This window comes from Mangrovibacter plantisponsor, from assembly GCF_003182475.1.
In the GTDB taxonomy this organism is placed as follows: Bacteria; Pseudomonadota; Gammaproteobacteria; order Enterobacterales; family Enterobacteriaceae; genus Mangrovibacter; species Mangrovibacter plantisponsor.
Genome location: NZ_QGTS01000022.1, coordinates 1 through 19,005, shown reverse-complemented (window position 1 = coordinate 19,005; position 19,005 = coordinate 1). Strand labels below are relative to the sequence as shown.

Genomic DNA, 19,005 nt, shown 5'->3' with positions numbered 1-19,005 from the left:
CATTATGACAAATCAACAACTGAAGCGTTCCGACGAACCGGTATTTTGGGGGCTGTTTGGTGGTGGCGGTATGTGGGGAGCGATTATCGCGCCTGTTATCGTCCTGCTGGTCGGGATTTTGCTGCCGCTGGGTTTTTACCCTGGCGAAGCACTGGGGTATGAACGTGTTCTGGCCTTTGCCCAAAGCTTTATTGGCCGGGTGTTCATTTTTCTGATGATAGTCCTGCCCTTGTGGTGTGGCCTGCACCGTATCCACCACGGTATGCATGACATGAAGATTCATGTTCCTGCCGGCAAATGGGTATTTTACGGGCTGGCTGCAATCCTGACCGTTGTTACACTGATTGGTGTGGCCTTTATTTAATACCACACTCAAACCTGGCGGCAGAGCCTGCCGCCAGGCCATAAAAAAATTCTGCACTTTCCCCTACATTTTTCCCGTGACTTCCTACACTTAAAAGAAAAAAGGAAGCACACCATGCGTAAAAGTTTATGTCTCGCCATCCTGCTTGGCGTCGCCACGTTAACAGGCTGCAGCAATCCCGTTCCCCCACCCGGCGTTACCGTTGTCGAGAATTTCAACATCAACCGCTATCTTGGCACCTGGTATGAAATAGCCCGCCTTGACCACCCCTTTGAAAGTGGGCTGGAGCAAGTCACGGCCACGTACGGTTTACAGGTAAATGGTGGCGTCAGTGTAATTAACCGCGGCTATAACCCGGCGCGTGGCATATGGCAGTCGGCAGAGGGTGAAGCCTGGTTCACAGGTGAGCCCACTAAAGGCGCGCTGAAGGTCTCGTTCTTTGGGCCCTTCTATGGTGGTTATAATGTGATGGCTGTTGATAAATATTACCAACATGCCCTGCTGTGTGGGCCGGACAAAAACTATTTGTGGATATTGTCCCGTACCCCAACACTTAGCCAGGAAGTAAAAAATCAGTATATCCACCTGGCCCAGCAGCAAGGCTTTGATACCAGCAAACTGATTTGGGTAAAACAGGCGCCGTCAGTGGCTAAATAGTTTAACGCCCAGGATACCCGCAACAATCATTGCCAGGCTGAAAAGCCTGGCCGGTGTTGCGGGCTCCCCTTCCCAAACAATCCCAATAATCACTACCCCCACAGCACCAATACCACTCCATACAGCATACGCAGTGCCAGCGGGCAGGCTTTTAATCACATGTGAGAGCAATAACAAACTGAGCGCCATCGCGCCAAGAACAACAACAGAAGGATAAAAGCGGCTGAAGCCGTGGGTGTGTTTTAGCCCGGCAGCCCAAATCACTTCCAGCAAACCGGCAAGAATGAGTAATAACCATGACATCGGGGCTCCTGAGGGGCCGTCCCCAATATGTAATGAAAAACCCGCTACAGGTCGTCCTGAACGGGGGAATATTTTCGTGCAGAGCCTTACCCACACAGGCATGCAGTGCATAAAGGTTATACAAAAAGACAACTTTTCATTCTTGCAAACCTGCTATAGCAATGCAACCACCACTTTCTTGCTTGACTAACGTGAGAAATAGCACTGCTTCTGCTGCCAGTTCCATAATTCAGTTAGCGGGTTTTCTTTCTATCATGGCACCTTACCCTGGAAAGTGGCTCAGGCTATTTTTGTTACCGGATGCAGAATATGTATGTTTAGCGTATTACTTGTGGATCGTTGTTACTTTAGCCGCTTCGGGTTGAAATCTCTGGTCATGTCATCAGGAGATTTATCGGTAAATTTTAATATTGTTGACACAGATAACTTATTATTTGCCCGAGAGTATATATTGCGGCACCAGCCAAATATTGTGATGGCTGACTTTCATGGCTTTCTGAAAGAAATACATCACGTACAACAACTGGCTTCGATTTCTCTTGCCTGCGGTTCATCAACCCGGTTAATTCTTCAGCAAAGTGACCACACACCGCCTGAATTGGGGGCGCTGCATGATGCAATGGGGGCATGGAAAATACTCGATAAAAACAATTCACTTGAGAATATTAAGGAAATATTACAGGAGTCGCTTTTTTCTCGCCCACCCTTTGGGTTACAACGAGACCTCACGCCATTACTGACGCTCAGAGAAGAAAAAATTCTGGATTTGTGGGAGCATGAGACCAGTAATGAAAATATTGCCAGCCAAATGGGGATATCAGTAAAAACCGTTTATACCTACAAACGCAATATCCGTATGAAACTTGGGGTAAATAACCGCCTGGCGTTATTTTTAACCTGAGAAAACGAAATGATGGTACCCGCAGACACCATCACTTCGCCAAAGTCTAAATTCTTACTGTGATTATTTCTGAGCGTTGGTTGCTGCATCAGAAATAGCGCTACCGCCTTCCTGAATATCTTGCCCGACACCGCGAGTAGTATTACAGGCAGTCAGAACAGAGGTACAGATCAACGCAGCAATAAGCGCCGCAATCGTTTTCTTGCTCATAATCGCTCCTTATCTGTCGTCATTTATTGGTCAGAGACAATAACAAGGATAGTGCACCAGAAAGTGTGCAGCGAAAAATTAAGAGCAGACTGAAAAAGATTAGTCGGAGGCGCGCTGAATCGCTCCGCCGAGGTGCTGGATATCTTCACCAAAGCCCCGGGCCGTATTACAACCAGACAATAACGCAACAACCAGAATGATAACCAGTGATTGAACCGCTCTTACCATCGCATAACCCCGGAAGACAATGCACAGACACTTTACGGCGCAGGCATCACGCCCGCACCGTAAAACAGAATTCAGCTTATTTCACGCGAGATACATATTCGCCAGAGCGGGTATCAACACGGATAACTTCACCAATCTGAACGAACAGCGGCACTTTTACCACTGCGCCAGTAGACAGCGTAGCTGGTTTACCGCCAGTACCGGCAGTATCACCTTTCAGGCCCGGATCGGTTTCAACCACTTCCAGCTCAACGAAGTTCGGCGGAGTCACAGAAATCGGCTGACCATTCCACAGAGTCACGATGCACTCAGCCTGATCCAGCAGCCATTTTTCGTTTTCACCAATAGCTTTCGCGTCTGCAGCCAGCTGTTCGAAGGTTTCGTTGTTCATGAAGTGCCAGAACTCACCATCGTTGTACAGGTAAGTCAGGTTCATATCGACAACATCAGCACCTTCTGCGGAATCAGTAGATTTGAAGGTTTTTTCTACACGGGTACCGGTCAACAGACGGCGCAGCTTAACACGCGCAAAAGCCTGACCTTTCCCTGGTTTAACGAATTCGCTGGCTTCAACCGCATAAGGTTCGCCATCTAACATGATTTTAAGACCAGAACGAAAATCGTTGCTATAGTAAGTCGCCATAAGGCCCTCTGAAATTATTAACTGGTAGCTTAGCCAAAAAAATGGCACACATTGTAACCCTAAAAACCCCCTCCAGAGAAGATTGGTTAGCGCAACTTGCCGATGTTATAACCGATCCTGATGAACTTCTGAATATTTTAAATGTAGACGCTAATGAAACGCTGCTCGCCGGGCGTGATGCCAGGCGGCTGTTTGCTTTGCGTGTCCCCCGTGCATTTGTGGCTCGAATGGAGCAGGGAAACCCCAATGATCCGTTGCTGGTTCAGGTACTTACCAGCAAACAAGAGTTTACCAACGTGGCCGGGTTTAGCGAGGATCCTCTGGATGAACAGCACAGTGTCGTGCCTGGTTTATTACACAAATACCGTAACCGTGCGTTATTGCTGGTAAAAGGTGGTTGTGCAGTCAATTGCCGTTATTGTTTCCGTCGCCACTTCCCGTATGCCGAAAATCAGGGCAATAAACGCAACTGGCAAAGCGCGCTGGACTACATTAAGGCTCACCCGGAACTGGATGAAATTATTTTCTCCGGTGGTGACCCGCTCATGGCGAAAGACCATGAACTGGACTGGCTGATAACCGCCCTGGAGGCGATTCCACACATTAAGCGGTTACGTATCCACAGCCGTCTGCCCGTGGTCATACCCGCCCGGGTAACGCCCGCATTGTGCGAACGAATCATGGCGTCTCGCCTGAAGGTACTGCTGGTCAACCATATTAACCATGCGCAGGAAATCGACGATACAGTGCGGGCGGCAATGGCCCGGTTACATGCGGCAGGCGTGACACTACTCAACCAGAGCGTGCTACTCAAAGGCGTGAACAATAATGCACAAACCCTGGCGCAGCTCAGTAATACGTTGTTTGATGCCGGGATCCTGCCCTATTACCTGCATATTCTGGATAAAGTGCAGGGTGCTGCCCACTTTCTGGTTTCAGATAACGAAGCGCGGGCCATTATGCGCGAGCTACTCACTCTGGTATCTGGATACCTGGTACCTAAACTGGCAAGGGAAATTGGCGGGGAGCCCAGCAAAACGCCACTGGACCTGCAGTTACGTCAGCACTAGTTCCTGGCTGTACTCACACCACGTTCAGGTAAAAATCCAAAAAAAAGCACTGCCGGGCTCCTGCCTCGGCAGTGAAAGGTGCCTGTCAGCCTACCGGGAAAGAGGGCGTGACAGGCTTTCGGGCTTGTTATGCGTTAAAACGTTTCCCAGCCAGTGTCGTTCCCACCTGCACCCGCTGGTGCTGCCAGTTGTGGCGCACGGGAACGAGATGGTGCGGCTGATTCATGGTGCCCGCCAGGTAAGCGGAACACATTGACCATTTGCTGCAATTTATCTGCCTGGTCTTCAAGGCTGTTTGCAGCGGCAGACGACTCCTGTACCAGCGCGGCGTTTTGCTGTGTAGTGGTATCCATTTCTGTCATTGCCTGGGCAATCTGGCTAATTCCACGGTTTTGTTCATCTGACGCGGCGGCAATTTCCTGCATCAAGTCTTTCACCTGGGTTACTGAGTTCACAATACCGCTCATGCTTTCACCAGCCAGATCCACCTGACGGGCGCCTTCATCCACATGTTTAACTGACTCCTGAATCAGGGTCTCAATCTCTTTTGCCGCCTGAGCACTGCGTTGTGCCAGTGAGCGAACCTCCCCTGCCACAACCGCAAACCCACGCCCCTGGTCACCGGCACGAGCCGCTTCCACCGCGGCATTCAGTGCCAGAATATTGGTCTGGAAAGCAATCCCGTTAATGACGGATGTAATTTCAGCAATACGGCGTGAACTGTCGCTAATGTCTTTCATTCGGGCCACTGCAGAGCTGACTACCTGCCCGCCATGGGTCGCAGTGTCTGACGCGGCAATTGCCAACTGGCTTGCCTGATGCGCGTTCTGGGCGTTCTGTTTAACAGTAGAGCTGAGTTCTTCCATGCTTGCCGCTGTTTCAACTACCGCCGCAGACTGCTGTTCAGTACGGGCAGACAGCTCGTTATTCCCCAGCGAAATTTCATTGGCCGCAGAGCTGACTGAGCGCGAGGCACCACGTACCTGTGCCATGGCTTCTGCCACCCGGGCCACCAGGTTATTAAATGCAGTGATAGCCATACCAATTTCATCCTGGCGGCCAGCAGACATACGGTGGCTTAAATCCAGGTTTTCACTGATGGTGACCATACCGCTTTTCATTTCATTCAGGCGGCGGCGAATACCAAGCACAGTCACCAGACCAAACGCACCAAGAATAATGGTAGCCAGTAATGTGGCAGAAACAGACAGCGTCATTGAGCGGTGAATCAGACTACTACTTTTCTGGTTGGCTTCATTAACCAGTTGGTTGTTGTATTCAACCTGTGCTTTAAAATCCTGTGCCAACAGGCTGACCTTGTCTGCCACCAGCCCGCCGGTACGCATCGCTTTGGTAACTTCTGCACGGTCGTTGGATTCGGAAATTTTAAAGAACTGATCCATCACGCCACGGAAACTTTCGAGGTCCGCCATCGTTTTTTTCGTCAGCGCGGCATCATGCTCATCAGAGATCAAATCATTCAGGTAATGCTGGTGGGCTTTATACAGTTCATCATAAAGCGCGATCGCATTGGCTTTAATTGCATTCATTCCGGCCAGGTCTTCGGTTAAACCATGCTGGTATAACTGAGAACGGATATCGGTAACCTTCATCATTTCATTATTGATTACAGTAATACTGGGCAACGTATTCACCTGAAAATAGGTTGCATCATCACTTATCTTAGATAATGAAATCATTGAGATAACATTGGTAACAATCAAACTTAATATCAGCAGAGAAAAAGCAAGCAACAAGCGCTTGGTGATGTTCATACATCCTCCCGGTAACGATGGATTTATTTATGGTATAAAACTGGTTTTCAACAGAAATAATAAAACGCAAAAATACAGGCACTCACTTTTATCTGTTTTCTGTTATCGGCAGGGTAGCAAAGCACCTTGAGCCTTATTTATTATTAAGCGCAGAAAGTTTTGAATGCTGTGAAAAATATCACAATAAATAAAGCTTAAGGCATCTTAATATATTGATAAATAAAGCCAAATTTAATATAGCATGCTAAATATAACCTGAGTTCATATTGTTATATATTTAATTAACGCTTAATTATGGCAATTAATAATTTGCGTTTGATGCAAACAAAAACAGAGTAATGAGAAGCTGAAAGACGTAAAAATGGCCGGGGATGAAAAAGAGAATTAACCAGCAGTAAAATGTTAACGCTGCAGCGAAAAGTGACAGCGCCAGGGTATGGCATCAGTTCAGAAAAAAACGACTCAAAAAAAGAAACACACACGGGCAGTGTGTACACAGACACATACTGCCCGGTGCCCAAAAACAGTTACTGCGCGCATTTATAAACCTGACCAGTCATTTCGCTGGCCGTTGGTACAAAACTGGAAACCAGGCCCTGGGTTGGGCTGCTGACACCGTAAAGCACATTACCGCCCATCGCAGCTGCTTTGTTACGCAGATCATTCGCTGCACCACGCAATGAGCCGCCTTCATTACCGGCCTGGCCAGACAACCAGTTACTTTGCTCACCTGTTGCAGTACCCAGATACTGGCACTCACTGGAAGGCTTATCTTCAACAAAACGAACGGATTGCCCGGCGGAAGTCAGTTGATTACTGGCGCTACACCCTGCCAATAACGCAGCCACGGCAATTAACCCGGCCGATAGTTTTATTTGCATATGATTCCCCATTAGTAAAAAAAATCGCGCCAATTTAACCAGATAAACCTTATACCACACCCAGAAAAAGAAAACCCCCGGTGAAATTCACCAGGGGCTTTTTCTGCTAACTTAAGGTGCAGGGCAATTACATCATGCCGCCCATGCCACCCATGCCGCCCATACCACCAGCAGCGCCTAAATCAGCTTTGTCATCTTTCGGCAGGTCAGTCACCATGCATTCAGTGGTGATCATCAGGCCAGCAACAGAAGATGCATACTGCAGTGCAGAACGGGTTACTTTGGTTGGATCCAGGATACCCATATCGATCATGTTGCCGTATTCTTCAGTTGCAGCGTTGTAACCGTAGTTACCTTCACCCGCTTTCACATTGTTGGCAACCACTGACGGTTCTTCACCGGCGTTAGACACGATCTGACGCAGCGGGGATTCCATTGCGCGCAGCGCAACTTTGATACCGACATTCTGGTCTTCGTTTGCAGCAGTCAGGCCAGCGATTTTAGCAGCAACGCGAACCAGCGCCACACCACCACCAGCAACCACGCCTTCTTCCACAGCAGCACGGGTTGCGTGCAGTGCGTCTTCTACGCGTGCTTTCTTCTCTTTCATTTCAACTTCAGTAGCTGCGCCAACTTTGATAACGGCTACGCCGCCAGCCAGTTTGGCAACACGTTCCTGCAGTTTTTCACGATCGTAATCAGAAGTCGCTTCTTCGATCTGCTGACGGATCTGACCAACACGGCCCTGGATTGCAGCTTCATCGCCCACGCCATCAATGATGATGGTGGTATCTTTATTGATAACCACGCGTTTAGCCTGACCCATGTCTTCCAGAGTCGCTTTTTCCAGTTCCATGCCGATTTCTTCAGAAATCACCGCACCACCAGTCAGTACTGCGATATCCTGCAGCATTGCTTTACGGCGGTCGCCGAAACCCGGAGCTTTAACAGCAGCAACTTTCACGATACCGCGCATGGTGTTAACAACCAGCGTAGCCAGTGCTTCACCTTCAACGTCTTCAGCGATGATCAGCAGCGGTTTGCCTGCTTTAGCTACCGCTTCCAGAACCGGCAGCAGTTCGCGGATGTTGGAGATTTTTTTGTCAGCCAGCAGGATGAACGGGTTTTCCAGTTCAACAGCGCCAGTTTCAGGTTTGTTGATGAAGTAAGGAGACAGGTAGCCACGGTCGAACTGCATACCTTCTACAACGTCCAGCTCGTCTTGCAGGCCAGTGCCTTCTTCAACGGTGATAACGCCTTCTTTACCCACTTTTTCCATCGCTTCTGCAATCAGTTTACCCACGGTTTCGTCGGAGTTTGCAGAAATGGTACCTACCTGAGCGATTGCTTTGGAATCAGAGCAAGGTACAGACAGAGCTTTCAGTTCTTCAACAGCAGCAGCAACTGCTTTGTCGATACCGCGTTTCAGGTCCATCGGGTTCATGCCAGCAGCAACTGCTTTCAGGCCTTCGTTAACGATAGACTGCGCCAGAACGGTTGCAGTGGTGGTACCGTCGCCTGCAGCGTCGTTCGCTTTAGAGGCAACTTCTTTCACCATTTGCGCGCCCATGTTTTCGAACTTGTCTTCCAGTTCGATTTCACGCGCTACAGATACACCGTCTTTAGTGATGGTCGGTGCACCAAAAGATTTGTCCAGGACTACGTTACGGCCTTTCGGCCCCAGGGTAACTTTTACTGCGTCTGCCAGGACATTCACGCCACGCAACATTTTTACACGGGCGTCATTACCGAATTTTACGTCTTTAGCTGCCATTTTCTTTCCCTTAAATTCGTTCGTTCAGTGTTATCGCGCGTGGTAATTACGCTTCAACAATTGCCAGGATGTCGGATTCAGACATGATCAACACTTCTTCATTGTCGATCTTCTCAGCTTTAACGCCGTAACCATCGTTGAAAATTACGATGTCACCCACTTTCACATCCAGAGGTTTCATTTCACCGTTTTCCAGGATGCGGCCATTGCCCACAGCCAAAACTTCACCGCGAGTTGATTTACCCGCAGCAGAGCCAGTCAGAACGATGCCGCCAGCTGATTTAGATTCAACTTCTTTACGCTTGACGATCACACGATCATGCAATGGACGAATTTTCATTGATAGCTCTCCTTTGAGAAAGTCCGTATCAGTTATAGGGGTTATGCCGGTTCATCTTCTCCGGCTGGTGACCAGAGAGATGGGGATGTTCTTTCTCCCCTTCAAGGGGAGAAATGAAAAATTTTCAGATTTTTTTATCGCTCATCACGATCGTGGTCTGAAAGGCGGTCTGACGAATTATCTTTGCGTTGAAACTCGCCATCGAATGTCTGCCCGCCCTGACCTGCGCCATTAAAATTGCCGCCCATCCAGCTGAACCGCAAATGTGGCATTAATTTCATCGTCAGGTGTTTCTGAACAGGGGGTAGCAGAAGTAACAACCCCAGGAAATCAGTGAAGAACCCTGGCAGGATCAACAGCAGGCCAGAAATAATCAGAGAAACACTTTTGATCATTTCAGCCGCAGGGCTTTCACCTGCAGACATACGCTGCTGCATCAGCATCAGGTTTTTGAAACCCTGGTTACGCACCAGAGACATACCAACCACTGAAGTGAAAATCACCAGAATCAGTGTCAGCAGTACACCCAGCACATGGGCAACCTGAATAAAAATAGAGATCTCTACATACACATAGAGAAAAAAAGCAAGAAACGGTATCCAGCGCACAATGGCTCCTGTTAGACATCAGGCAGCTACGCTACCTGCATAGAATGAAGAGGGACACGTAAACCCTGTAATCAGAAGTGGGGGCCTGAGCGCAAAAATCAATCGCCAACCCATTTTTTTTATGAAAAGGGTAGGAGCGGTGAGCTAATTCACATATTAGTAACCGTGATGGAAATTCACAGATAATAAGTGATCGAGATTACGGCAATCGGCTATGATCAGCATATCATGTTAACCACGTAGCCAAAATGGACATAATCGTCGGTTACGTGATGGAATAACCACATATCGTTTGTGTGTATTTTTTATCCATGTTCGCCTGAACACGAAAAAAGGTTGATTCACATGCTAAACAACATTCGTATTGAAGAAGATTTGTTAGGTACCAGGGAAGTGCCGGCAGAGGCCTACTACGGTATACACACGCTCAGAGCGATTGAGAACTTCTACATCAGCAACAGTAAAATCAGCGATATCCCCGAATTTGTTCGCGGTATGGTCATGGTGAAAAAAGCGGCGGCACTGGCAAACAAAGAGCTGCAAACCATTCCGCGCAGTATTGCTAACACCATTATAGCTGCCTGCGATGAAGTACTGAACAACGGTAAATGCATGGACCAGTTCCCGGTCGATGTGTTTCAGGGCGGTGCGGGCACATCCGTTAACATGAATACCAACGAGGTGCTTGCCAACATTGGTCTGGAACTGATGGGCCACCAGAAAGGGGAATACCAGTACCTGAACCCCAATGATCACCTTAACCGCTGCCAGTCCACCAATGATGCCTACCCTACCGGTTTCCGGATTGCGGTTTATGCCTCACTTATCAAGTTAGTTGATGCTATTCACCAACTGGGAGAAGGCTTCCAGAAAAAAGCAGTTGAGTTCGAAACCATCCTGAAAATGGGCCGAACCCAGTTGCAGGATGCAGTGCCTATGACCCTGGGCCAGGAATTCCACGCTTTCAATGTTCTGCTCAATGAAGAAACCAAAAACTTGTTGCGTACCGGCGAATTGCTGCTGGAAGTCAACCTGGGCGCCACCGCTATCGGCACTCGTCTGAACACACCAGATGGCTACCAGCAACTGGCAGTACAAAAACTGGCGGAAGTGAGCAATCTGCCTTGTGTTCCGGCGGAAGACCTGATTGAAGCCACGTCAGACTGTGGTGCTTATGTCATGGTGCACAGCTCCCTGAAACGCCTGGCAGTAAAACTGTCCAAAATCTGTAATGACCTGCGCCTGCTCTCTTCCGGGCCACGTGCCGGGCTGAACGAAATCAACCTTCCAGAGCTCCAGGCCGGTTCATCCATCATGCCCGCCAAGGTCAACCCGGTGGTACCAGAAGTAGTCAACCAGGTGTGCTTTAAAGTTATTGGCAACGATACCTGCGTTACCATGGCTTCAGAAGCCGGGCAATTACAGCTGAACGTTATGGAACCCGTGATTGGCCAGGCCATGTTTGAATCCATTCATATTCTGACCAACGCCTGCTACAACCTGCTGGAAAAATGCGTCAATGGCATCACCGCTAACCAAGAAGTGTGTGAAAGCTACGTCTATAACTCTATCGGGATTGTCACCTACCTTAACCCGTTTATTGGCCACCACAACGGCGATATCGTCGGTAAAATCTGTGCAGAAACCGGGAAAAGTGTCCGCGAAGTCGTGCTGGAGCGCGGCCTGCTGACAGAAGCAGAGCTGGATGACATTTTCTCTGTCAACAACCTGATGCACCCGGCGTATAAAGCCAAAAGGTACACCGATGAAAGCGAACAGTAAGTATCGGCTATAACCCAACAAAATGGCACGTCTCTGGCGTGCCTTTTTATTTTGGAGTGAACAATGTCATAACATTTTCTTATCGTAAACCTAACTAACCAAGGAAGATCATATGTTTGGAGCACAACTTGTTGTTGTCCTGGCGGCAATTTATTTGGGTGCCAGGCTCGGGGGCATCGGTATCGGTTTCGCCGGTGGGCTGGGTGTCCTGGTTTTAACACTGTTTTTCCAGGTACCTCCCGGTGCCATTCCCTTTGACGTGATTGAAATTATTATGGCGGTAATTGCAGCCATAGCGGCCATGCAGGTAGCCGGAGGGATGGACTACCTCGTCAGTTTGGCTGAAAAATTACTACGCCGTCACCCCAAGTACATTACCTTTATTGCCCCCATGGTAACCTGGCTGATGACCATTCTGGCGGGCACCGGGCATACCGCGTTTTCCACCATGCCAGTCATTACTGAAGTGGCAAAAGAACAAGGTATTCGCCCTTCCCGACCACTTTCTATTGCCGTTGTCGCATCGCAAATTGCCATTACCGCGTCGCCCATCTCCGCGGCAGTGGTGTTCTTCGCCGGTATTCTGGAACCACTGGGTATCAGCTACCTGCAACTTCTGGCCGTGTGTATCCCCGTCACTTTTGTTGCCGTTATGCTGACAGCGGTACTGTGTAACTTCCTGGGCGGTGAACTGAAAGATGACCCGGTATACCAGGAAAAGCTGGCGAAAGGTGAAATCGTCCTGCGTGGTGCCAGCAAAATTGTACTTAAACCCCATGCGAAGCGCGCTGTAATGCTGTTTCTTGCCGGGATCGTTGCGGTTGTTCTGTATGCCACCGCCATCAGCCCAACCGTTGGGTTAATTGACAACCCGGTGTTGCCACGTAATGAAGCCATTGTGGTGTTTATGCTGACTGTCGCCACACTTATCTGCCTGACGTGTAAAGCCAATACAAGCGAGATCCTTAATGCCAGTACATTTAAATCTGGCATGAGCGCCTGTATTTGTGTGCTGGGTGTTGCCTGGCTGGGCGACACCTTTGTCAAAGGCCACATCGAAGATATTCAGCACCTGGCTGGGGGGTTATTGCACAACTACCCCTGGTTACTGGCTGTAGTGTTGTTCTTTGCCGCGACCCTGCTCTACTCGCAAGCAGCAACCACCAAAGCACTGATGCCCGCAGCATTAATGCTGGGTGTCAGCCCGCTGGCAGCCGTGGCCTCTTTTGCTGCGGTTTCCGCACTGTTTGTACTGCCCACCTACCCAACGTTGCTGGCCGCAGTAGAAATGGACGACACCGGCTCCACACGTATTGGGAAATATGTGTTTAACCACCCCTTCCTGGTGCCTGGTGTGGTTGCCATTATCCTGTGTGTCATTCTCGGGTTTATTTTTGGCGGGCTTATTCTGTAAAACAACTCAAATTCCGGGCCTGGAACAGGCCCGGTCACTCGCTTATCTCAGCATCGTGTTATAGTCGTGGTTTTGGTTAACCAGAGGTTCATCCATGGCAACAACAGACGCTGTAGTCGTGCTGTGTACCGCACCCGATGAAGCCACAGCCCAGGAACTGGCTGCGCAAGTTTTAGCTGAAAAGCTGGCCGCCTGTGTCACCATTCTGCCTGGCGCATCATCCATGTACTACTGGGAAGGTAAACTGGAGCAGGAATATGAAGTGCAGTTGATTCTGAAAACCAATTCACAACACCAGCCCGCTTTACTGGCTTGCCTGAAAAACCACCACCCTTACCAAACCCCCGAGTTGCTTGTTTTACCGGTAACCGATGGCGATAAAGAATACCTTTCATGGCTCAACGCATCCTTGTCCTGATCCTCTGCCTGCTCAGCACCCCGGTATTTGCCGGGTTGTTTGATAACCAGAACACCAATAATTTTGTCCCTGCCAGCAAGGCATTTCAGTTCGATTTTCAGCAACAGCAACAGCATTTGATGTTGCGCTGGCAGATAAAACCAGGATTTTATCTGTATAAGGCACAGATAAAACTGACGCCCACAGCGGCTACTCTGGGCGAAGTGACTTTCCCGCTGGGTGAATCCCACCACGATGAATTTTTTGGTGACAGCGAAGTCTACCGCCAGCAACTCAGGCTGTCTGTGGTATTGAAGCAGGCCAGCCAGTCCGCGCATATCACCGTGACCTGGCAAGGCTGTTCTGACCATGGCGTTTGCTACCCACCCGAAAGCCAGGATATTCCGCTCAGTGAGGTAGTGCCGGCCGCGTCATCTTCCATAACCCAGGGTTCTGAAACCGGCGAAAAAACAGCCATACCTCCAGGCGAGGGGAAGACACTGAGCACCCCGCCATCGAACAGCCCTTTCTCCCCACTTTGGGCATTGTTGATTGGCGTAGGAATTGCCTTCACGCCTTGTGTACTGCCCATGTACCCCCTGGTTTCCGGCATTATTTTGGGCAACGGGCAATTATCACAGCGCCGCACGCTGTGGCTGGCACTGTTATATGTACAGGGTATGGCTCTTACCTACACACTGTTGGGGCTGGTTGTGGCGGCCGTGGGTTTGCCTTTCCAGGCCGCGCTGCAAAGCCCGTGGGTGTTAAGCATTATTTCAACAGTGTTTATCCTGCTCGCGTTATCCATGTTTGGGGTATTCAGCCTGCAATTACCTGGTTCACTGCAAACCCGCCTGGCTCTGTTAAGTAACCGCCAGCAAGGCGGTTCTGCCCCCGGTGTACTGGCTATGGGAGCCATTGCCGGGCTAATTTGCTCCCCCTGCACTACCGCGCCACTCAGTGCAATTCTGCTGTACATCGCCCAGAGCGGGAACCTGCCCCTCGGCGGTCTGACTCTGTGGTGCTATGCCACCGGGATGGGGTTACCTTTGGTGGCAGTCGCACTCTTTGGGCGTCGCCTGCTACCGAAAAGCGGCCCATGGATGGAGCAGGTAAAAGTTGCATTCGGCTTTGTTATCCTGGCGCTGCCGGTCTTTTTGGTATCCCGCATTTTGCCCGGTGTCTGGGAGCCTCGCCTGTGGGGGTTATTAGGTGTGGCGTTTTTCTCCTGGGGCTTTATTACCCTGCTGGCTGTTAAGCACCCTGCGGTGCGGGCAGTGCAAATCCTGTTATTCGCTGCTGCATTAGTGTGTGCCCGGCCATTACAGGATTGGGTATTTGGTGCGCCGCAGTCTGCATCCGCAAGCCATCTGGTATTTCAGCCAATAAAAGATAATAGCGAACTGCAACGCTACCTTGAGCAGCACCCTGGGCAGCCAGTGATGGTTGATCTCTACGCCGACTGGTGCGTTGCCTGTAAAGAGTTTGAAAAATACACCTTCAGTGATCCCGGCGTGCAACAGGCACTGAAACAGGTACATCTGCTGAAGGTGGATGTCACAGACAATTCACCACAAAACCAGGCATTGCTGGCTGCACACCAGGTTCTGGGGCTACCGACCATTTTGTTTTTTGACGGGCAGGGCCAGCCCCTTGATAACTTGCGGGTCACCGGCTTTATGGGTGCTCCGGAGTTCATTCGCCATTTGCAGAAACTGCCTGGGTCAACAACAATTGACACTAATGAACAGTGATGGAGGGTTATTTCGTGCAACGTGAAGCTGTACTGGAATCTGCGCTACTGGTGATGGAGCGTGAAGGGTTAGCAACTGTCACACTGGATCATGTAGCCGGGGAAACAGGTAAAACCGTTGAGTCACTGCAACTTTTTTGGCCCAACCGGGAAGCCCTTATCTACGATGCGCTGCGTTACCACAGCCAGCAAATTGAAACGCACCGCCGCCAGTTGCTGCTGGATGACACACTGTCTGACGAGCAAAAACTGCTGGCTCGTTATAAAACACTGACCGAGTGTGTGGCGCAACAACGTTACCCTGGCTGCCTGTTTATTGCGGCCTGTAGTTTCTGGCCAGATGCAGAAGACCCTATCCACCAACTGGCAACGGAACAAAAACGTGCCGCCTGGGAATATACCCATACTCTGCTCAACCGCCTGGACGTTGACGACCCGGCAATGGTGGCAGACCAAATGGAACTGGTTCTGGAAGGCTGCCTGAGCAAGTTGTTAGTTAAACGCCACCAGGAAGATGTGGACACCGCAGCCCGGCTGGCGCAGGATATTTTGCGCTTTGCACAGTGCCGCCAGGCTGGTGCCCTCACCTGACCGGACACTTTTTGTCTGACCATGCACAAAAAGCAGGCAATCAGATGAGATTTGCCGTGTTTTTGCGATAAAGGCGTTGACGCCTTGCGGCCTTTACGGTTTAATGCGCCCCGTTGCCCGGATAGCTCAGTCGGTAGAGCAGGGGATTGAAAATCCCCGTGTCCTTGGTTCGATTCCGAGTCCGGGCACCACTATTTAAAGAACCCGCCCAAAAGGCGGGTTTTTGCTTTTTGGAGTTCCGGTAGATTTCTGGTCGTGCTGGCCACAGGACGCACTGCTTTACACCTTGAGCCCCACCTGAGCATTTTCCTTTAGCGATGCCCTTCCGGTCATTGTGCCAACGTCTGCTGGTCTTCACTCTGCCAATAAATACTATTTCCACCAGATATACCTACTGGTGAATTGATGACAGCAAGGCAGCATCCGGTCTTTGTCCGGTCAGGAGAAGACAAGCAGCCTCGCTTCACTTCGGATGTGTGCAAAACACTACCGCGCCGGTAGGCTTGCTCAACCCCTCACAATCCCGGAAAGGATTCCCGGCCTTGCTCACGGTTCTCAATAAAATCGGTTATCAGCCCTCCGTCAACCAACTTTTCACAGCCACTGTTAAGCCCCCAGTAAGTGAAGTTAATGGCGGCGTTAAAATCCCTGCTGAGCAGCAATTTAGGTCTGTCATAGCGTCAATGAAGGTCCGTTCCGTGCCAGGAGCGGACATTTAAGCAGCCCTTGAGAAACTCCTCTTTTGGAAACCCACAACAGTGATAAAGACATTATTGATAGTGCTTTATTAAAGTTTCGCCAATGAGCATGAGGAGAGTGAAAGTCATATTATATCAGCAACCTAAGAGATGAGTAGAATTTACTGGCTTAGTATTTTTTTAGATTCGTAAACAAGATGCTGTTATAGTTTTGTAACTTGTGGAATCAGCCATGCAAATGGCTACTTTCAGTCAGGATGGCTCTGTGAACTATAAATTTACTTTTCTGCTTTTTACTTTTTCCTCCTTTGCCTCTGCATTTCAGCCCATTGATGAAGCCGTCGTCCCCAGCGGTAAATATTATGTCGGCAGTGTTTTTGGCCAGCATGACTATGCGGAACATCCCAATATCACGCTGGATGCTTTCAGGATAATGCGTTCAGAGGTTACTTATCGTCTTTATACCGACGTTCATACATGGGCTACTCAGCACGGTTACGCATTTGGCAGTGGTTGTAACGGAGCAGCCAACGAAGACTGCCTGCCTGCAGATACTGATAAGGGTGCGCATCCTGTAACCAATGTTGAATGGGCAGATGCTGTAATTTTTGCCAATGCGCTTAGCGAAAAGACGCGGCTCAGGCCTGTCTACCTCAACAGAAACGGTGCACCTGCACGCGATAGCGCCAGCTACGCATTCACGGTAGATCCTCAGGCTGAGGGTTATCGCCTGCCTACAGCTGAGGAGTGGCAGGTAGCAGCACGTGGAGGCGTCGCCGGTCTGAAAAATGGTACTTATGGTTACAGCTTCGCTGGCAGCAAAAACGCAAGTGCTGTCGCATGTTTCCCTGATTTTAACCATCCGGATTTCGGAACTGCTACGGTAAAAAGCTTCAAGCCTAACGCGGCAGGTCTGTATGACATGAGCGGTAATGTTGCAGAATGGGTATATGCTTTCGACACGATTTCCGGCGTAAAAATGTATTATTTCTGCGGCGGCAGTTACATGGTCCATACGAGTAGTCTGGCAAACTGCGATACACACAGTGCTGGCTACGCTCTGCCGGATGTCGGCTTCAGACTGGTACGGAAATATTGAACCTAAAGATTCCTTTTATTATGCTGACGGCCGCTCTTTTGAGCTTTCCTGCTCTGTCACTAGCCAGCACGCGAATCCATATTAATCAAGGACTTAATAGTATTGATTTAAATGGTGATGGCGTACCTGACGCCGTTTTTTTCGCAATTTATGACAATAACACCTCTCATCCCAGCGAAACCCTGAGTATTTTTATCAGACAGAAGAACACATGGTTTATTGTGCCGGTTCCGGACGATGATGGCTTTACGTGGACAGATTTAAAACTGTCAGCGTCTGCCCTCAGGGTAGGCGGTATAGAACTTCATCGCTACAAGGGCCAGGTTTATCTTGTCAGGGCAGTCAAATATGCCGGCAGTGATGGTAGCGGAGACTTTACTGATAAGTTGCGGGTGAAATTTTCACGATTCCGGCTTGAAGAAAGTAATTCCGACCCAGGAACTTCAGTTTTTTTCTGGGCGCCAGCCGGGGTGTATCTCACTGCACGTGCAGTGGATGATGTGGATGAGGCTTTTAAAACGATAAACATGGAGGAGTTTCGTTGAAACGCATTACAGGGATTTTACTCTTTCTTTTTCCACTCTACTCACAGGCGTCCAGCGAAAATTTGTATCGACATCTGATACAGCAATCTCTCAACAGCCAGTCTCTCTGTCTGGGTGAAAAGCAGTGGCCCGTTTCCATAAGAATGGGCAGCGATCGATGGATTAATGCCAAAATGGAGGCGCTTGTCGATGCCGGTCTGTTGATCTCACATGTGAAGGCTGGAAGGAAAGATTGGGTTCTCACACCGTACGGTCAGGCTTCATTCCGTAAGCATCATGATTTTTGCTACGGAACCATGCGCGTCAGAAATATACAGGCTATTTCTACAGATAACGCAGGACTCACTGATGTAATTTTTACTTATTACATTCATGCCTTACCTGACTGGGCAAGGCATCCTTCTGTCCGCGTCGCTAATACCGACCTCGATAATCTGGTCATGGGCATTGATTCTGTGCGCTATCAGGCGTTGTTCAGAACTGATAGTCAGGGAGCAATCCGGCTTATCAATGAGCCTGAGCAGCTTGATTTACTGTATTAGCTGATACCGCCTGCATAATTCCTGGCAGTGCTCGGATTGCAGGCTCGCAAGCTAAATATGTCCGCTGTTCGCTCACAGCGGACATCGCTGCCCCTGACCGACCTCTACGTGCCAGGAGCGGACGGACTGGCACGCTATTAAAAAGATTGCAGTACAGCTTATCCAACCCGTCGTCTAAAAATGGCACTAACTGAAAGACGCCAATCCATCTCCTCATGTATATCTACATCCATACATAGTCATTAAGAAAGGATGAATGAAGATGCTAAAAGGTAAGAGGGCTGATCCTCCCCACCATTAGTGGACACGCAACTAAGTGAGTAAACTCTCAAGTAAGAGGTGATTACTCATGACAAAACCAGCATCAACCAGCAAAACGGCACGTAAACAGTACACCCCCGAATTCCGCGATGAAGCCCTGAAACTCGCT

Annotated in this window: 21 protein-coding genes and 1 tRNA gene; 13 read left to right on the top strand and 9 right to left on the bottom strand. The window is 49.5% G+C overall.

Features of this window, described 5'->3' with window-relative positions:
* Positions 1–4: 4 nt before the first annotated feature.
* Together frdD and blc are read left to right on the top strand one after the other, a co-directional pair.
* Complete coding sequence (frdD, locus tag DES37_RS23520; protein WP_036103159.1) at positions 5–364, top strand: fumarate reductase subunit FrdD; 360 nt, start codon at positions 5–7, stop codon at positions 362–364.
* Between the two features lie 114 nt (positions 365–478).
* Positions 479–1,021, top strand: coding sequence for an outer membrane lipoprotein Blc (blc, locus tag DES37_RS23515; RefSeq protein ID WP_110028073.1), 543 nt, complete (start codon positions 479–481; stop codon positions 1,019–1,021).
* Here blc and sugE read toward each other — a convergent pair.
* Complete coding sequence (gene sugE / locus DES37_RS23510) at positions 1,007–1,324, bottom strand: quaternary ammonium compound efflux SMR transporter SugE (protein WP_036103163.1); 318 nt, start codon at positions 1,322–1,324, stop codon at positions 1,007–1,009. The two genes, blc and sugE, sit on opposite strands and share 15 nt — an antisense overlap.
* Before the next feature lie 313 nt (positions 1,325–1,637).
* Here sugE and DES37_RS23505 point away from each other — a divergent pair, with 313 nt between their 5' ends.
* On the top strand, positions 1,638–2,225 hold the full coding sequence (locus DES37_RS23505; RefSeq protein ID WP_110028072.1) for a helix-turn-helix transcriptional regulator: 588 nt from the start codon (positions 1,638–1,640) through the stop codon (positions 2,223–2,225).
* Between the two features lie 63 nt (positions 2,226–2,288).
* Here DES37_RS23505 and DES37_RS23500 read toward each other — a convergent pair whose 3' ends face one another.
* The 3 genes from DES37_RS23500 to efp form a co-directional block, all read right to left on the bottom strand.
* Positions 2,289–2,435, bottom strand: coding sequence for an entericidin A/B family lipoprotein (locus DES37_RS23500; RefSeq protein WP_036103168.1), 147 nt, complete (start codon positions 2,433–2,435; stop codon positions 2,289–2,291).
* Positions 2,436–2,534: 99 nt separating this feature from the next.
* Positions 2,535–2,663: an entericidin A/B family lipoprotein gene (locus DES37_RS23495; RefSeq protein ID WP_072006892.1), complete on the bottom strand. Its 129-nt coding sequence runs from the start codon at positions 2,661–2,663 to the stop codon at positions 2,535–2,537.
* Positions 2,664–2,739: 76 nt separating this feature from the next.
* Positions 2,740–3,306, bottom strand: coding sequence for an elongation factor P (gene efp, locus DES37_RS23490; RefSeq protein WP_036103171.1), 567 nt, complete (start codon positions 3,304–3,306; stop codon positions 2,740–2,742).
* Between the two features lie 41 nt (positions 3,307–3,347).
* Here efp and epmB point away from each other — a divergent pair, with 41 nt between their 5' ends.
* Positions 3,348–4,376, top strand: a complete 1,029-nt coding sequence (gene epmB / locus DES37_RS23485; RefSeq protein WP_110028071.1) for an EF-P beta-lysylation protein EpmB — start codon at positions 3,348–3,350, stop codon at positions 4,374–4,376.
* Between the two features lie 134 nt (positions 4,377–4,510).
* Here the strand turns inward: epmB and DES37_RS23480 are convergent, their stop codons facing one another.
* From DES37_RS23480 to DES37_RS23460, 5 genes are all read right to left on the bottom strand, one after another.
* Complete coding sequence (locus DES37_RS23480) at positions 4,511–6,151, bottom strand: methyl-accepting chemotaxis protein (protein ID WP_110028070.1); 1,641 nt, start codon at positions 6,149–6,151, stop codon at positions 4,511–4,513.
* A 527-nt stretch (positions 6,152–6,678) separates the two neighbouring features.
* The gene (locus DES37_RS23475) at positions 6,679–7,032 is read right to left on the bottom strand and encodes a DUF4156 domain-containing protein (protein WP_036103184.1); all 354 of its coding nucleotides are present in this window, start codon (positions 7,030–7,032) and stop codon (positions 6,679–6,681) included.
* 127 nt (positions 7,033–7,159) lie between these two features.
* Positions 7,160–8,806 (bottom strand): chaperonin GroEL, encoded by a 1,647-nt coding sequence (gene groL / locus DES37_RS23470; protein ID WP_036103186.1) that lies wholly within the window; start codon positions 8,804–8,806, stop codon positions 7,160–7,162.
* Between the two features lie 46 nt (positions 8,807–8,852).
* Positions 8,853–9,146, bottom strand: coding sequence for a co-chaperone GroES (locus DES37_RS23465; protein ID WP_036103188.1), 294 nt, complete (start codon positions 9,144–9,146; stop codon positions 8,853–8,855).
* A gap of 134 nt (positions 9,147–9,280) precedes the next feature.
* Positions 9,281–9,754 (bottom strand): FxsA family protein, encoded by a 474-nt coding sequence (locus DES37_RS23460; RefSeq protein WP_036103191.1) that lies wholly within the window; start codon positions 9,752–9,754, stop codon positions 9,281–9,283.
* A gap of 345 nt (positions 9,755–10,099) precedes the next feature.
* On the opposite strand from DES37_RS23460, the gene aspA reads away from it, so the two are divergent.
* From aspA to DES37_RS23410, 9 genes are all read left to right on the top strand, one after another.
* The gene (aspA, locus tag DES37_RS23455; protein WP_110028069.1) at positions 10,100–11,536 is read left to right on the top strand and encodes an aspartate ammonia-lyase; all 1,437 of its coding nucleotides are present in this window, start codon (positions 10,100–10,102) and stop codon (positions 11,534–11,536) included.
* Between the two features lie 112 nt (positions 11,537–11,648).
* Entirely contained in the window at positions 11,649–12,950 is a 1,302-nt protein-coding gene (locus DES37_RS23450; RefSeq protein ID WP_110028068.1) for an anaerobic C4-dicarboxylate transporter, read from the top strand.
* Between the two features lie 94 nt (positions 12,951–13,044).
* On the top strand, positions 13,045–13,368 hold the full coding sequence (gene cutA, locus DES37_RS23445) for a divalent cation tolerance protein CutA (RefSeq protein ID WP_036103201.1): 324 nt from the start codon (positions 13,045–13,047) through the stop codon (positions 13,366–13,368).
* Positions 13,344–15,101: a protein-disulfide reductase DsbD gene (locus DES37_RS23440; RefSeq protein WP_110028067.1), complete on the top strand. Its 1,758-nt coding sequence runs from the start codon at positions 13,344–13,346 to the stop codon at positions 15,099–15,101. The genes cutA and DES37_RS23440 overlap by 25 nt, the downstream gene beginning before the upstream one ends.
* A 14-nt stretch (positions 15,102–15,115) precedes the next feature.
* Positions 15,116–15,691, top strand: coding sequence for a transcriptional regulator (locus tag DES37_RS23435; protein WP_036103516.1), 576 nt, complete (start codon positions 15,116–15,118; stop codon positions 15,689–15,691).
* Between the two features lie 115 nt (positions 15,692–15,806).
* Positions 15,807–15,882: transfer RNA gene (locus DES37_RS23430), tRNA-Phe, on the top strand.
* 739 nt (positions 15,883–16,621) lie between these two features.
* Positions 16,622–17,488 carry an SUMF1/EgtB/PvdO family nonheme iron enzyme gene (locus tag DES37_RS23420; RefSeq protein WP_245930173.1) on the top strand — a complete coding sequence of 289 codons (867 nt, stop codon included), beginning with the start codon at positions 16,622–16,624 and terminating at the stop codon, positions 17,486–17,488.
* The gene (locus DES37_RS23415; protein WP_110028065.1) at positions 17,485–18,033 is read left to right on the top strand and encodes a carbapenem self-resistance protein CarG family protein; all 549 of its coding nucleotides are present in this window, start codon (positions 17,485–17,487) and stop codon (positions 18,031–18,033) included. Before DES37_RS23420 ends, DES37_RS23415 begins: the two co-directional genes overlap by 4 nt.
* The gene (locus DES37_RS23410) at positions 18,030–18,575 is read left to right on the top strand and encodes a CpmK protein (protein WP_245930171.1); all 546 of its coding nucleotides are present in this window, start codon (positions 18,030–18,032) and stop codon (positions 18,573–18,575) included. Before DES37_RS23415 ends, DES37_RS23410 begins: the two co-directional genes overlap by 4 nt.
* Positions 18,576–19,005 lie beyond the last annotated feature (430 nt).

What these genes read in the sequence shown, in the direction of transcription:
- frdD (WP_036103159.1), top strand. Translation starts at nt 5, where the DNA reads ATGACAAATCAACAACTGAAGCGTTCCGACGAACCGGTATTTTGGGGG.
- blc (WP_110028073.1), top strand. Translation starts at nt 479, where the DNA reads ATGCGTAAAAGTTTATGTCTCGCCATCCTGCTTGGCGTCGCCACGTTA.
- sugE (WP_036103163.1), bottom strand. Translation starts at nt 1,324, where the DNA reads ATGTCATGGTTATTACTCATTCTTGCCGGTTTGCTGGAAGTGATTTGG.
- DES37_RS23505 (WP_110028072.1), top strand. Translation starts at nt 1,638, where the DNA reads ATGTTTAGCGTATTACTTGTGGATCGTTGTTACTTTAGCCGCTTCGGG.
- DES37_RS23500 (WP_036103168.1), bottom strand. Translation starts at nt 2,435, where the DNA reads ATGAGCAAGAAAACGATTGCGGCGCTTATTGCTGCGTTGATCTGTACC.
- DES37_RS23495 (WP_072006892.1), bottom strand. Translation starts at nt 2,663, where the DNA reads ATGGTAAGAGCGGTTCAATCACTGGTTATCATTCTGGTTGTTGCGTTA.
- efp (WP_036103171.1), bottom strand. Translation starts at nt 3,306, where the DNA reads ATGGCGACTTACTATAGCAACGATTTTCGTTCTGGTCTTAAAATCATG.
- epmB (WP_110028071.1), top strand. Translation starts at nt 3,348, where the DNA reads ATGGCACACATTGTAACCCTAAAAACCCCCTCCAGAGAAGATTGGTTA.
- DES37_RS23480 (WP_110028070.1), bottom strand. Translation starts at nt 6,151, where the DNA reads ATGAACATCACCAAGCGCTTGTTGCTTGCTTTTTCTCTGCTGATATTA.
- DES37_RS23475 (WP_036103184.1), bottom strand. Translation starts at nt 7,032, where the DNA reads ATGCAAATAAAACTATCGGCCGGGTTAATTGCCGTGGCTGCGTTATTG.
- groL (WP_036103186.1), bottom strand. Translation starts at nt 8,806, where the DNA reads ATGGCAGCTAAAGACGTAAAATTCGGTAATGACGCCCGTGTAAAAATG.
- DES37_RS23465 (WP_036103188.1), bottom strand. Translation starts at nt 9,146, where the DNA reads ATGAAAATTCGTCCATTGCATGATCGTGTGATCGTCAAGCGTAAAGAA.
- aspA (WP_110028069.1), top strand. Translation starts at nt 10,100, where the DNA reads ATGCTAAACAACATTCGTATTGAAGAAGATTTGTTAGGTACCAGGGAA.
- DES37_RS23450 (WP_110028068.1), top strand. Translation starts at nt 11,649, where the DNA reads ATGTTTGGAGCACAACTTGTTGTTGTCCTGGCGGCAATTTATTTGGGT.
- cutA (WP_036103201.1), top strand. Translation starts at nt 13,045, where the DNA reads ATGGCAACAACAGACGCTGTAGTCGTGCTGTGTACCGCACCCGATGAA.
- DES37_RS23440 (WP_110028067.1), top strand. Translation starts at nt 13,344, where the DNA reads ATGGCTCAACGCATCCTTGTCCTGATCCTCTGCCTGCTCAGCACCCCG.
- DES37_RS23420 (WP_245930173.1), top strand. Translation starts at nt 16,622, where the DNA reads ATGCAAATGGCTACTTTCAGTCAGGATGGCTCTGTGAACTATAAATTT.